11 protein-coding genes and 1 pseudogene are annotated in these 12,914 nt (G+C 74.5%); 6 read left to right on the top strand and 6 right to left on the bottom strand.

Going from position 1 to position 12,914, the window contains the following annotated elements; translation table 11 throughout:
* Positions 1-4 precede the first annotated feature (4 nt).
* The 5 genes and pseudogenes from AB0M99_RS16615 (at position 5) to AB0M99_RS16595 (ending at position 6,782) form a co-directional block, all read left to right on the top strand.
* Positions 5-994 carry a cobalamin biosynthesis protein gene (locus AB0M99_RS16615; RefSeq protein WP_365920883.1) on the top strand — a complete coding sequence of 330 codons (990 nt, stop codon included), beginning with the start codon at positions 5-7 and terminating at the stop codon, positions 992-994.
* A pseudogene (locus tag AB0M99_RS16610) lies at positions 991-2,508 on the top strand (cobyric acid synthase); the annotation flags it as partial. The gene AB0M99_RS16615 and the pseudogene AB0M99_RS16610, both read left to right, overlap by 4 nt.
* A gap of 139 nt (positions 2,509-2,647) precedes the next feature.
* Positions 2,648-4,792, top strand: a complete 2,145-nt coding sequence (locus tag AB0M99_RS16605; protein ID WP_365920881.1) for a putative cobaltochelatase — start codon at positions 2,648-2,650, stop codon at positions 4,790-4,792.
* On the top strand, positions 4,792-5,391 hold the full coding sequence (gene cobO, locus AB0M99_RS16600; protein ID WP_365920879.1) for a cob(I)yrinic acid a,c-diamide adenosyltransferase: 600 nt from the start codon (positions 4,792-4,794) through the stop codon (positions 5,389-5,391). The genes AB0M99_RS16605 and cobO overlap by 1 nt, the downstream gene beginning before the upstream one ends.
* A complete protein-coding gene (locus tag AB0M99_RS16595) occupies positions 5,385-6,782 on the top strand; it encodes a cobyrinate a,c-diamide synthase (protein ID WP_365920877.1) in 1,398 nt (465 codons plus the stop codon). Before cobO ends, AB0M99_RS16595 begins: the two co-directional genes overlap by 7 nt.
* A gap of 56 nt (positions 6,783-6,838) precedes the next feature.
* Here AB0M99_RS16595 and AB0M99_RS16590 read toward each other — a convergent pair whose 3' ends face one another.
* Complete coding sequence (locus tag AB0M99_RS16590) at positions 6,839-7,603, bottom strand: ZIP family metal transporter (protein WP_365920875.1); 765 nt, start codon at positions 7,601-7,603, stop codon at positions 6,839-6,841.
* Positions 7,604-7,701: 98 nt separating this feature from the next.
* Here AB0M99_RS16590 and cobC point away from each other — a divergent pair, with 98 nt between their 5' ends.
* The gene (gene cobC, locus AB0M99_RS16585; protein WP_365920873.1) at positions 7,702-9,123 is read left to right on the top strand and encodes an Rv2231c family pyridoxal phosphate-dependent protein CobC; all 1,422 of its coding nucleotides are present in this window, start codon (positions 7,702-7,704) and stop codon (positions 9,121-9,123) included.
* 2 nt (positions 9,124-9,125) lie between these two features.
* On the opposite strand, the gene AB0M99_RS16580 is transcribed toward cobC, so the two are convergent.
* The 5 genes from AB0M99_RS16580 to AB0M99_RS16560 all read right to left on the bottom strand — a co-directional run bounded on the left by AB0M99_RS16580 (position 9,126) and on the right by AB0M99_RS16560 (position 12,704).
* The gene (locus AB0M99_RS16580) at positions 9,126-9,353 is read right to left on the bottom strand and encodes a radical SAM protein (RefSeq protein WP_365920871.1); all 228 of its coding nucleotides are present in this window, start codon (positions 9,351-9,353) and stop codon (positions 9,126-9,128) included.
* 170 nt (positions 9,354-9,523) lie between these two features.
* A complete protein-coding gene (locus AB0M99_RS16575; protein ID WP_365920869.1) occupies positions 9,524-9,763 on the bottom strand; it encodes a hypothetical protein in 240 nt (79 codons plus the stop codon).
* A 142-nt stretch (positions 9,764-9,905) separates the two neighbouring features.
* Positions 9,906-10,244, bottom strand: a complete 339-nt coding sequence (locus tag AB0M99_RS16570) for a hypothetical protein (RefSeq protein ID WP_365920867.1) — start codon at positions 10,242-10,244, stop codon at positions 9,906-9,908.
* A gap of 108 nt (positions 10,245-10,352) precedes the next feature.
* The gene (locus AB0M99_RS16565; RefSeq protein ID WP_365920865.1) at positions 10,353-11,537 is read right to left on the bottom strand and encodes a helix-turn-helix transcriptional regulator; all 1,185 of its coding nucleotides are present in this window, start codon (positions 11,535-11,537) and stop codon (positions 10,353-10,355) included.
* Between the two features lie 228 nt (positions 11,538-11,765).
* Positions 11,766-12,704, bottom strand: coding sequence for an SCO1860 family LAETG-anchored protein (locus AB0M99_RS16560; protein ID WP_365920863.1), 939 nt, complete (start codon positions 12,702-12,704; stop codon positions 11,766-11,768).
* Between the last annotated feature and the right edge of the window lie 210 nt (positions 12,705-12,914).

Below are 12,914 nucleotides of genomic sequence, written 5' to 3'. Positions count from 1 at the left end.
CACCATGCGTGCCGATCGCGTTTTCGCGTACGGCGCCACGGCCGGCCTGATCGGCGACCGGATCCTCGGTGATCCTCGCCGCGGGCACCCCGTGGCCGCCTTCGGACGGACCGCCGCCGCCGTCGAGCGTGCCCTGTGGCGCGACGACCGCGCCCGGGGCGTCCTGCACACCCTGGTGTGCGCCGGGGGCGCGGCCGTTGTCGGCGCGCTGGGCGCACGGGCCGTGCGCTCCCGGCCCGCGGCCGCCCGTATCGCTCTGACCGCCGCCGCCACCTGGGCCGTCGTGGGCGGCACCTCGCTGGGCCGGGAGGCCCGCGCCATCGGCGGCGCGCTCGCCGCCGGGGACGCAGAGGTGGCCCGGGAGCGGCTGCCGCACCTGTGCGGGCGCGACCCGCACTCCCTCGACGAGCAGCAGATGGCCCGCGCCGTCGTGGAGTCGGTCGCCGAGAACACCTCCGACGCGGTGGTCGGGGCCCTGGTCTGGGGAGCCGTCGCCGGCGTCCCCGGGCTGCTGGCCTTCCGCGCCGTGAACACCCTGGACGCGATGGTCGGCCACAAGTCCCCCCGCTACCTGCGCTACGGCTGGGCCTCGGCCCGGCTGGACGACGTCGCGGGCTGGCCGGGCGCCCGGCTGACCGCGCTCGCCGCCGTACTGGCCGGTCCCGACCGGCGGGGGGCCGTACGGGCCTGGCGCGCCGACGCCGCCGCCCATCCGAGCCCGAACGCCGGGCCCGTGGAGGCCTCGTTCGCCGGTGCGCTCGGCGTACGCCTCGGCGGCACCCTCGCGTACGGCGGCCGGGTCGAGCACCGGGCCGTCCTGAACGGCGCGCAGGGGCGGCCGGTGGAGGTCGCGGACATCGAGCGGGCGGTACGGCTGTCGCGGCAGGTGACGTGGCTGGCGCTGGGCGCCTGCGTATCGGCCCGGCTGCTGGTGGCCCGGGTCTCCCTGGGCTCCGGGGTCTCCCGCAGGACGAGGAAGGGGCGGCGCGCATGAGCGGCGCGAAGCGCGGCGGCGGACTGCTCGTCGCCGGTACGACATCGGACGCGGGCAAGAGCGTGGTCACGGCGGGCATCTGCCGCTGGCTGGCCCGGCAGGGCGTGAAGGTGGCCCCGTTCAAGGCGCAGAACATGTCGCTGAACTCCTTCGTGACCCGCGAGGGCGCCGAGATCGGGCGAGCGCAGGCGATGCAGGCGCAGGCCGCGCGCGTGGAGCCGACCGCGCTGATGAACCCGGTGCTGCTCAAGCCCGGCAGCGACCGCAGCAGCCAGGTGGTGCTGCTGGGCAAGCCGGTGGGCGAGATGAGCGCCCGCGGCTACCACGGCGGGCGGCAGGAGCAGTTGCTCGGCATCGTCACGGACTGCCTGGAGCAGCTGCGGGGCACGTATGACGCCGTGATCTGCGAGGGGGCGGGGAGTCCGGCCGAGATCAACCTGCGCCGGACCGACATCGTGAACATGGGCATCGCGCGGGCCGCGCGGTTCCCGGTCGTCGTGGTCGGGGACATCGACCGGGGCGGGGTCTTCGCGTCCTTCTTCGGGACGACGGCGCTGCTCTCGCCCGAGGACCAGTCGCTGATCGCCGGGTACATGGTGAACAAGTTCCGCGGCGACGTCTCCCTGCTGGAGCCCGGCATGGAGATGCTGCGCGGGCTCACCGGGCGGGGGACGTACGGGGTGCTGCCCTTCCAGCACGGACTGGGCATCGACGAGGAGGACGGGCTGCGGGTCTCGCTGCGCGGCGCGGTACGGGAGTCCGTGGTCGCCCCGCCGGTCGGCGAGGACGTGCTGCGGGTCGCGGTGTGCGCGGTGCCGCTGATGTCGAACTTCACGGACGTCGACGCGCTCGCGGCGGAGCCGGGGGTCGTGGTGCGGTTCGTGGACCGGGCGGAGGAGCTGGCCGACGCGGACCTGGTCGTCGTGCCCGGCACCCGGGGCACGGTCAAGGCCCTGGCCTGGCTGCGCGAGCGGGGCCTGGCCGACGCGCTGGTCCGGCGGGCCGCGGAGGGCCGGCCGGTGCTCGGGATCTGCGGCGGGTTCCAGGTGCTGGGCGAGCGGATCTCCGACGAGGTCGAATCCCGGGCGGGGGACGTGGACGGCCTCGGCCTGCTGCCCGTACGCATCCGCTTCGAGCGGGAGAAGACCCTCGCGCGGCCGGTGGGTTCGGCGCTCGGCGAGCCGGTCGAGGGGTACGAGATCCACCACGGCGTGGCGGAAGTCCTCGGCGGGACCCCCTTCCTGGACGGGTGCCGGGTCGGCGCGGTCTGGGGCACCCACTGGCACGGCTCGCTGGAGTCGGACGGCTTCCGCCGGGCGTTCCTGCGCGAGGTGGCCTCGGCCGCCGGGCGGCGGTTCGTCCCCGCGCCGGACACGTCCTTCGCGGCGCTGCGAGAGGAACAGCTGGACCTGCTGGGCGACCTGATCGAGGAGCACGCCGACACCGCTGCGCTGCTGGGGCTGATCGAGTCGGGCGCGCCCGCCGGGCTCCCCTTCCTGCCCCCGGGCGCGCCGTGACGGCCGCGGCCCTGCGGGCGGCCTTCCCCACCCCGCCCCTTCCCGAACCGGGCTCCGCCCGGACCCGCGCCTCAAACGCCGGCGAGGCTGAAATTGCCGCTGCACGGCAATCCAGCCCGCCAGAAGGAGTGAACGCATGAGCACGCCCTACCCGTTCACCGCACTGGTCGGCCAGACCGACCTGCGGCTCGCTCTCCTGCTCAACGCGGTGAGCCCCGCGGTCGGCGGCGTGCTCGTGCGCGGCGAGAAGGGGACCGCCAAGTCCACCGCCGTCCGCGCGCTGTCCGCGCTGCTGCCGCAGGTGGACGTCGTGCCCGGCTGCCGGTTCTCGTGCGCGCCCGGCGCGCCGGATCCCGCCTGCCCCGACGGCCCGCACGAGCCCGGGCCGGGCCAGGGCCGCCCCGCCCGCATGGTGGAGCTGCCCGTCGGCGCCTCCGAGGACCGCCTCGTCGGCGCCCTCGACATCGAACGGGCCCTGGCCGAGGGCGTGAAGGCCTTCGAGCCCGGCCTGCTGGCCGACGCGCACCGCGGGATCCTGTACGTCGACGAGGTCAACCTCCTCCACGACCACCTGATCGACCTGCTCCTCGACGCCGCTGCCATGGGCGCGTCCTACGTCGAGCGCGAGGGCGTCTCCGTCCGCCACGCCGCCCGCTTCCTCCTCGTCGGCACGATGAACCCCGAGGAGGGCGAGCTCCGGCCGCAGCTCCTGGACCGGTTCGGGCTGACCGTCGAGGTCGCCGCGTCGCGCGAGCCGGCCCAGCGCGTGGAGGTGGTGCGCCGCCGGCTCGCGTACGAGGACGACCCCGCGGGCTTCGCGAGCCGTTGGGCCGGGGACGAGCACGAGGTCCGGGCCCGGGTGGTGGCCGCGCGGTCGCTGCTGCCGAAGGTCGTCCTCGGGGACACCTCGCTGCTGCAGATCGCCGCGACCTGCGCCGGCTTCGAGGTCGACGGCATGCGCGCCGACATCGTGATGGCCCGTACCGCCACCGCGCTGGCCGCGTGGGCCGGGCGGACCGCCGTACGCAAGGAGGACGTACGGCAGGCCGCGCTGCTGGCCCTCCCCCACCGGCGGCGGCGCAACCCCTTCGACGCGCCCGGCCTCGACGAGGACAAGCTCGACGAGATCCTGGACCGCTTCCCCGACGAGGAGCCGGACCACGAACCCGACCCCGAGCCCGAGGGCCCGGACGACGGCGGCGGCCCCGACGACGGCGGCGAGCCCCCGCAGGGCGAAGGCCCCGACGGCGGCCCCGGGGCACCGGAGTCCGACGCCCCGGACGGCCCCGCGGAAGCGCCGGCCGAGGAGCCGCCCCGGGCGCCCGTCGAGGAACCGGCCCCCGCGCGGGCCGAGGCCCCCGATCCCGCCGACCCCCGGGGCCGGTCCGGAGCGGAGGCACCCACGCAGGCCGCGGTGGCGGCCGCCGAGCCGTTCCGCACCAAGATGCTCAGCGTGCCCGGGCTCGGCGAGGGCGCGGCCGGACGCCGTTCGCGCGCCCGCACCGCCCACGGCCGCACCACCGGCGCCGTCCGCCCCCGGGGCCACCTGACGAAGCTCCACCTCGCCGCGACCATCCAGGCGGCCGCCCCGCACCAGAAGGCGCGCGGGCGCACCGGGCGCGGGCTGGTCGTGCGGGGGGACGACCTGCGGCAGGCCACGCGCGAAGGGCGCGAGGGCAACCTCGTGCTGTTCGCGGTCGACGCCTCGGGCTCGATGGCCGCCCGGCAGCGCATGAGCGCCGTCAAGGGCGCCGTCCTCTCGCTCCTGCTGGACGCCTACCAGCGCCGCGACAAGGTCGGCCTGGTCACCTTCCGCGGTGCGGGCGCCGAACTGGCCCTGCCGCCCACCTCGTCCGTCGACACCGCCGCGGCGCGGCTGGAGCGGCTGCCGACCGGCGGCCGCACACCGCTGGCCGCCGGGCTGCTCAAGGCCCACGAGGTGCTGCGCATCGAGCGGCTGCGCGACCCCTCGCGCAGGCCGCTGCTCGTGGTCGTCACCGACGGGCGGGCCACCTCGGCCGGCGCCCTCGGCGGCGATCCCCGGGCCCTCGCGGGCCGCAGCGCCCGGCTCCTCGCGTCCGAGGGGGTCGCGTCGGTGGTCGTGGACTGCGAGGCCGGTCCGGTCCGGCTGGGGCTGGCCGGGGTGCTCGCCGCCGACCTGGGCGGGCCCGCCGTCAGCCTCGACGGGCTGCGGGCCGACTCGCTGGCCGGGCTCGTCAAGAACGTACGTACATCCGTCGCATCCCATGCTCCGCACAGCAGCAACAGGAGGGCCGCGTAATGCCTCAGGGACAGCCGTCCGTCGTTCCCGAAGACGGACTCACGACGCGTCAGCGCCGCAACCGCCCGCTCGTCTTCGTCCACACCGGACCGGGCAAGGGCAAGTCGACCGCCGCCTTCGGGCTGGCGCTGCGCGCCTGGAACCAGGGCTGGTCGATCGGAGTGTTCCAGTTCGTCAAGTCGGCGAAGTGGAAGGTCGGCGAGGAGAACGCCCTCAAGGTTCTCGGCGCCTCCGGCGAGGGCGGCCCGGTGGCCTGGCACAAGATGGGCGAGGGCTGGTCCTGGGTCCAGCGCGACGCGCAGCTCGACAACGAGCAGGCGGCCAAGGAGGGCTGGGAGCAGGTCAAGCGCGACCTGGCCGCCGAGACGCACAAGCTGTACGTGCTGGACGAGTTCGCGTACCCGATGCACTGGGGCTGGATCGACGTGGACGAGGTCATCGAGGTGCTGCGCGACCGCCCCGGCACCCAGCACGTGGTGATCACCGGCCGCAACGCGCCGGAGAAGCTGCTGGAGTTCGCGGACCTGGTCACCGAGATGACCAAGGTCAAGCACCCGATGGACGCCGGCCAGAAGGGCCAGAAGGGCATCGAGTGGTGACTTCGCTCAACGTACCGAGACTGGTCATCGCCGCGCCGTCCTCCGGCAGCGGCAAGACCACCGTCGCGACGGGCCTGATGGCGGCCTTCTCGGAGCGCGGCCTCGCCGTGTCCCCGCACAAGGCCGGGCCCGACTACATCGACCCCGGCTACCACGCGCTTGCCACCGGCCGGCCCGGGCGCAACCTCGACGCCTTCATGTGCGGACCGGAGCTGGTGGCCCCGCTGTTCGCGCACGGGGCGGCGGGGTGCGACCTCGCCGTCGTCGAGGGCGTCATGGGGCTCTACGACGGGGCCGCGGGGCGGGGTGAGCTGGCGTCGACGGCGCAGGTCGCGAAGCTGCTGCGGGCGCCGGTGGTGCTCGTCGTCGACGCGTCCTCGCAGTCGCGGTCGGTGGCGGCGCTGGTGCACGGCTTCGCCTCGTTCGACCCGCAGGTGCGCCTCGGCGGGGTGATCCTGAACAAGGTCGGCTCCGACCGGCACGAGGTGATGCTGCGGGAGGCCCTGGAGGAGGCCGGGATGCCGGTGCTGGGCGTCCTGCGGCGGGCTCCGCAGGTGGCCGCGCCGTCGCGGCACCTGGGCCTGGTCCCGGTGGCCGAGCGGCGCGCGGACGCGCTGGCCGCGGTGGCGGCGCTGGCCGACCAGGTACGGACCGGCTGCGACCTGGACGCGCTGATGGCCCTGGCCCGCACGGCCCCGGCCGTGGCCTGCGAGGCCTGGTCGCCGGAGGGCGCCCTGGCGGCGGCCCTCGGCACCGCTCCGGATCTCGGGCAGGGCGCCGGCCGGCGCCCCGTCATCGCCGTCGCGGGCGGCCCGGCGTTCACGTTCTCGTACGCCGAACACGCCGAGCTGCTGCGGGCGGCCGGCGCGGAGGTCGTCGCCTTCGACCCGCTCCGGGACGAGGCGCTGCCCGACGGCGCCGCCGGGCTGGTGATAGGCGGCGGCTTCCCGGAGGTGTACGCGCCCGAGCTGGCGGCCAACGAGCCGCTGCGCAAGGCCGTGGCCGACTTCGCCGCCGCCGGCCGGCCGGTGGCGGCCGAGTGCGCCGGGCTGCTGTACCTGGCCCGGTCGCTCGACGGGAAGCCCATGTGCGGGGTGCTCGACGCCGACGCGCGCATGTCGGAGCGGCTCACGCTCGGCTACCGCGAGGCGGTGGCGGTGTCCGACAGCCCGCTCGCGGCCAACGGCACCCGGCTGCGCGGCCACGAGTTCCACCGGACGGTGGTGGAGCCCGGCTCCGGAGCCGCGCCCGCGTGGGGGTTCACGCATCCGGAGCGGCGCGTCGAGGGCTTCGTACAGCAGGGCGTGCACGCGAGTTACCTGCACACGCACTGGGCGGCGGAGCCGTCCGTGGCGCACCGGTTCGCCCGCGCCGCGGCAAGCACCCTGTGAGGTCGGCCGGACCGGCCGGGCCGGCCGGATCTGCCGGGCCGGCCGGGCCTTCCGGGTCATTCCGCGAGGCCCACGACCAGCCAGATCCCGGCCACCCCGCCCACCGTGCACATCAGCGTGGACAGGGCGGGGTGCTTGTGGTGCGCCTCCGGCAGGATCTCGGCGGCCGCCAGGTACAGCAGCACCCCGCCGAAGAAGCCGAGGTACGCGCCGAGCGGTTCCTCCGGAAGGGTGAACAGCAGAGTGGACGCCGCGCCCACCACCGGTGCCAGCGCGTCCGCGAAGAGCATCATCAGTGCCTTGCGGCGGGCGTTGCCGTAGAGGCGGGTCAGCGTGTACGTGTTGAACCCGTCGGCGAAGTCGTGGGTGATGACGGCCAGTGCCACGGCCACGCCCATCCCGCCGCCGACCTGGAACGCGGCGCCCAGGGCCACCCCGTCGGCGAGGCTGTGGGCGACCATCGCGGCGGCCGCGGTCAGGCCGACCTCCGGGACCCGCTCCCCGTGCCCGTCGCCGCCGCCTCCGTGGCCCTCGCCGCTTCCGTTCGCGCCGCCGTGGGCGGCCTGGCGGACGGCCAGCACGCGTTCCCCGACGTGCGCGACCAGGAAGCCGCCGACGAACAGCAGCAGGGCGAGCGGGACGCCGAAGACCTCCTCGCCCGCCGCCCGCAGGGCCTCGGGGAGCAGGTCGAGGCCGACCACGCCGAGCATCAGGCCGCCGGCCAGGCCCAGCACGAGGTGGCGGCGGTCGGTGACGCGCTGCGCCGTCCATCCGCCTGCCAGGGTCATCAGGAACGCACCCAACGCCACGATCACGGCCATGTGCCCCTGAATACCTATTCCTCGCCGTGCGCGCACTTCCCCGCGCGGACCGCGGGCCACGGACTGTTGACGACGAAGACGGAAGAGGAGTGATCCCGGTGGGCGAGTACGCGCCGCAGCTGGTGGTCGGTGTCGGCGGCCGCGCGGGGGTTTCCGTGGCGGAGGTCTGTGCCCTGGTGGAGGAGACCCTGCGGGGGGCCGGGCTCGCCTCCGGGTCGGTGACGGCGCTGGCCACGGTGGAGACGAAGGCCGCCGAGGCGGGCATCGCGGGCGCGGCGGAACGTTTCGGCGTGCCCCTGCTCACCTACCCCGCCGAGCGGCTGGCCGCCATAGCGGTCCCGCATCCCTCCGACTCCGCCCGTGAGGCCGCGGGTACGCCGTCGGTGGCGGAGGCCGCGGCGCTCGCAGGGGGCGGGGAACTGCTCGTACCCAAGCGGCGGTCGGTGGCGGCGACCTGCGCCGTCGCGACGGCGCAGGGGCACGACCTGCGCCATCACGGGGACGCGGAGGTGGTCGACGCCGGCGGGTCGCTGGTCGACCTCGCGGTGAACGTACGGGCGCAGACTCCCCCGGACTGGCTCAAGCAGCGGATCGCGGAGTCCCTCGGCGATCTCGCCGCGTACCCGGACGGCCGGACGGCCCGCGCGGCGGTGGCGGAGCGGCACTCGCTGCCGGTCGAGCGGGTGCTGTTGACGGCCGGGGCCGCGGAGGCGTTCGTACTGATCGCGCGGGCCCTGGGCGCGGTCCGGCCCGTGGTGGTGCACCCGCAGTTCACCGAGCCGGAGGCCGCCCTGCGGGATGCCGGTCACCAGGTGGAGCGGGTCGTGCTGCGGGCGGCGGACGGGTTCCGGCTGGACCCGGCGGCGGTCCCGGAGGAGGCCGACCTCGTGATCGTCGGCAACCCGACCAACCCCACCTCGGTGCTGCACCCGGCGGCCGCGCTGACCGCGCTGGCCCGGCCCGGCCGGATCCTGGTGGTGGACGAGGCGTTCATGGACGCGGTCCCCGGCGAACGGGAGGCGCTGGCCGGGCGGATGGACGTACCGGGTCTGGTGGTGCTGCGCAGCCTGACCAAGACCTGGGGGCTGGCCGGACTGCGGATCGGCTACGTGCTGGCGGAGCCGGAGGTGATCGCGAAGCTGGCGGCGGCGCAGCCGCTGTGGCCGGTCTCCACACCGGCGCTGGTGGCGGCCGAGGCCTGCATGAGCGCGCGGGCGCTGGCGGAGGCGGAGGCGGCGGCCCGGCAGATCGCGGTGGACCGGGCGCACCTGCTGGCCGGGCTCGCGGAGTTCGACGAGGTCACGGTGGCGGGGGTGGCCGAGGGCCCGTTCGTCCTCGTCCGGGTCCCGGGCGCGGCGGAGGTGCGCACCCGGCTGCGTGCGCTCGGCTTCGCCGTCCGGCGCGGGGACACCTTCCCGGGGCTGGACCGCTCGTGGCTGCGGCTGGCGGTCCGGGACCGGGCCACGACGGGGCGGCTGTTGCAGGCCCTGGACCACGCTCTCGCCCTGGCCGAGCACTGACCTTAGGAGGTGGCCAGCTTCACGCCGTAGCGCTGGAACGCGTCCCAGAGCGAGGTGCGGATGGTGACGAGGTTGGAGAACACCTCGATCCCGAGCCCCCTGACGTGGGCGTGCGCGATCAGCTCCTCCAGGTGTGGGTGGAGCGTGGGCTCGCCGCCGATGAACTGGACGTCCCGGGCGCCCATGGACGCGAGCTGGTCGATGACCAACCGCCAGTCGGCCACGGCCATCGTGCCGTGGGTGCCCTGCGGGGAGGAGTCGGCGTAGCAGGCACAGTTCCTGGCATTTGCCGGTCACCTCCAACCAGGCGAAACCCAAGGGGGTGGCGGGCGCTTCGGGGGGCCAGGGCGGCGATCGTGGGGAGTCAGGTGATCCCGTCGGGCCCGCCGCGGGTGATGTTCTAGCGCTGCCAGCAGTACTCGGGGTCGTGCCGCACGGCCCAGGCGTAACCGCACACCCGGCAGTCGGCCATCGGGCCGCCGAACCTGAAGGCGATCGGGGCCGACATCCGGCAGCCCCAGCACAGCACGGACTCCTGGGCGCAGACCCCGCCGGGATGCCGGTCGGACTCGGTCACGGCGCGGGTGAGCCGCGTCAGGTCGAACGCCTGCCGCTGCATCCGGTCGAGACTGTCGGCCATCAGGTGATCCCGTCGGGGCCGCCGCGGGGGCAGCCCTCCTCGTGGACGGTGGCACCGGCCTCAGGACCGCTCCCGGAGACCGGCCGGGCGCCGCACGCCGGACACTGCGACGGCGGCCCGGACGGCTGCCTCGGCGGGTACGTCACAGCGCGCTCGTCGGCTGGTGCTCGCGGATGCCGAGGGCCAGGGACCGCACCACGCGGGCCAGGCCGCGCGCGTAATTCCACGCCAGGTGGTCGCCCGGACCGAGAACGCCCTTCGCGACGTAATACGTCCAATCCGCGACGGCCCCCTCGGCCCGCGGAAACCGCTCACCCGCGGGAATCGCGGCGATCTTCGCGGCGAGGGGCAGACCGAGCCGGATCAGCTCACCCGTCACGATGTCGATGTCCTCACGCGGAGGGCGAGCCCCATACGGACCCAGCACCTCGGCCGACAACTCCTCGGCCTCCCTCAGATGCTCCAGAAACGCGTCGGTCATACCGGTGCTCCCTACCGTCGTCAGCGGGTGATGAGACGAGTGTGGGAGCACGACAAAGCCCCGACTATCACGGGATGTTGATCGTCGGGGCCAGAGCCTTGCAGTCGGTCAGACTCCCAGCCAGGAGCCGTACGACAGGAACGAATCCGGGAGCTGACGGCGGGCCGCCTCCAGGCCCGAGTAGGTCTCCCGCACCGTCTGGTGGTAACGGGCCTGCTGCGGCGCCGCCTTCCGCGCCCGCAACAGGTTCTGGAAGCTGCTGTCCAGGTCACCCGTCCACATCTGGGACCTCGCCAGCTCCGCGTAGTGGTGCGACTTCCGGGACTTCGGCCAGTCGCCGGGAATCGTCACTCCACGGGCCGCCTGGGTGGCCTGCCCGTATTCGTCCAGCTCGGCCAGCACGCTAACCCGGTGCACGGCCACGTTCGTTGGGCCGAACGCGAGCCAGTGAACGTTGACGGCCTCGCCGGTACTGGCGGCGATCCGCTCCGCCTCTGCAAGATGCCCGTCCGAGCGACCGCGGTCCCTGGACCTGCCGGCCATCACTGCGGCGCCCAGATGGAGCTGCCCGGTAACGACCTCCCGCTCCCGGGACGGCTCCGCCTGCGCCAGGGTGCGCAACCCGAGGCGCACCAGTCGCTCCCCGGTTCGGTACTCGCCCTCGCGGAGGTACGTCAGGGCTCTCATGTAGCGGTAGATGCCGCCGACGACTGCGTCTGAGCCGCGCTCCGCCGCCCAGTCCATACGGGCCAGCGCCAGCCCGGCCAGGTCGTAGTAGCCGAGCTTCGAGGAGACATCGTAGGCGGTGCGGTACAGGCTGGCCAGCAACCCCCAGCCGTCCCAGCCCAGGGCCGCGTGGGCGGCTGTGGTGGCCTCCTGAATGAGCCCGGGCAGCGCCTGCGCGGTCTGCTTGATTTCACCGGCTCGGACCGCGACCAGCAGGGCCTGGGCGTCGTCGGCGAGGAGCTGGTGAGCACGCGGGAGGATGTCCGGGTCGGCACCGAGCTCATAGACGTCTAGCGCTTCGCGGATCGGGCGAATGAGGATGTCCAGCTCATCGACCCGGAGTTCGGTGGTGTACGGCTGGCCGGTGACCGTGGCTACGGATACGCGCAGCGCCCGAGCGACCGCTGCGATCAGGTGGGGTGACGCTGCGATGACGCCCTGCTCGGTCTTCGTATAGGTGCTGTACGGGACCTGGGCAAGGTCCGATACGGCCTGCTGGGTGAGGTGGCGCTCAAGGCGCAGGCGCTTCATGCGCGCGCCGGTGTGGTCGTGCGATAGAGAGTGCATACTGGCTCCCGTTCAGACTCGACACCTGAACGGTACCGGTACACGACAAAATCGCCCCCTCCCGCCCAAAGGCGGGAGGGGCGGTGTGCTGTTCGGGAGAGGCCGTACCACTGGGGCGCCCAGCCGGTGTTGGTGATGCTCGCGGCCTACGATGCCAGCGTCGCCGACGCGGCTCCGACCCCGGGCTCCCCGCCGCCGAGCGGGCCGCGTACGCCGCCGTCGACCGCGCTACGAGGCCCTGCCGCGTCGGGTCACCACCAGCGCGCCCGCGCCGACGCCGAGCAGGATCAGCGCGCCGCCCGCGACGTACGGGGTGAGCGAACCGCCGCCGGTCTCGGCGAGGTTGGCCTCCGTGGCGAGGGCCGACCCGGTCCCGGAGGCGGCCGTCTGGGGCTTGGCATCGGAGACGGTGCCGGAGGACGCGCCGGGTGTGGCGGACGTGCTCGGCGCCGGCCCCGCGGGGGACTCGCAGCGCGCCTCGGCGAGCACGACCTCGCCCTCCACCTGTGCCACGTTCAGGCTCAGCGGGTTCACCGAGACCTTCAGCCGCAGGGCCGCCGCGGCGGCCGTGGTGGAGGTGGTCTCGGTACCGGACAGCTCCAGGCTGACCAGGCCCACGCCCGGCACCTCGACCTTGGTCGGGCCGCCCGCGGAGAGGGTGACCTTCTTGCCGAGCGCGGTCACGGTGCCGAGGACGTTCGAGCTCGCCACGGGCTCCCGGCCCGCCTCGCAGACGGCCTTGGAGGTGACCTTCTCCACCTCGACGAGGGACAGCGCGGGCAGTCCCGGCACGTGCACGCGGGCCTTGGCGAGGTTGGCCTCCGCCTCGGCTCGGTTCTTGTCGGCGGTCGCCCTGGACGTGGCGACGTCGGCCCGCAGCACGCTCACCGGCTTCCCCCCTTCGACCCCGTCCAGGGTCACGGCCAGCGCCTTCTTCTCGGCGGACGCCGGAGCGCTGACCTCGTTGAGGGTGGCGGTCAGCGGGACGTGCAGGGTCTTGTTGAGCAGGCCGACGTCCAGTCCGGTGCGCAGGACGACGGCACTGGCCTTGCCCTCGCCCCCGGCGTGGCCGCCTCCCGTGGCGAAGGCGGGCGGAGCGGCGAGCAGGGCGACCGCTCCCGTGGCGAGCAGAGCGGCCGCGGGCATGCGGAAGGTGTTGCTGTTCAAGTTGGTGGAACCCCCAGGGAGATGGGAGCCGTCGCGCCGCCAATGGGGGACATTGCGCGCGCCGACGGCCTCGACCCCGGAATCTTTACGCACTGAGAGTGAACGGGCGGCAACCCGACGTGAGTTCACCCCAAAGGGTGGTTTCCATGCATACATTCGATTTCTTGCGCCTCACGAGGAACGGGAGTTCCCTAGACCCCCGCCCGTGAC

Source organism: Streptomyces sp. NPDC051183 (genome assembly GCF_040682455.1).
Classification (GTDB): domain Bacteria; phylum Actinomycetota; class Actinomycetes; order Streptomycetales; family Streptomycetaceae; genus Streptomyces.
Note: the sequence above shows the minus strand (reverse complement) of the source record. Positions and strands in the feature narration are given on the sequence as shown.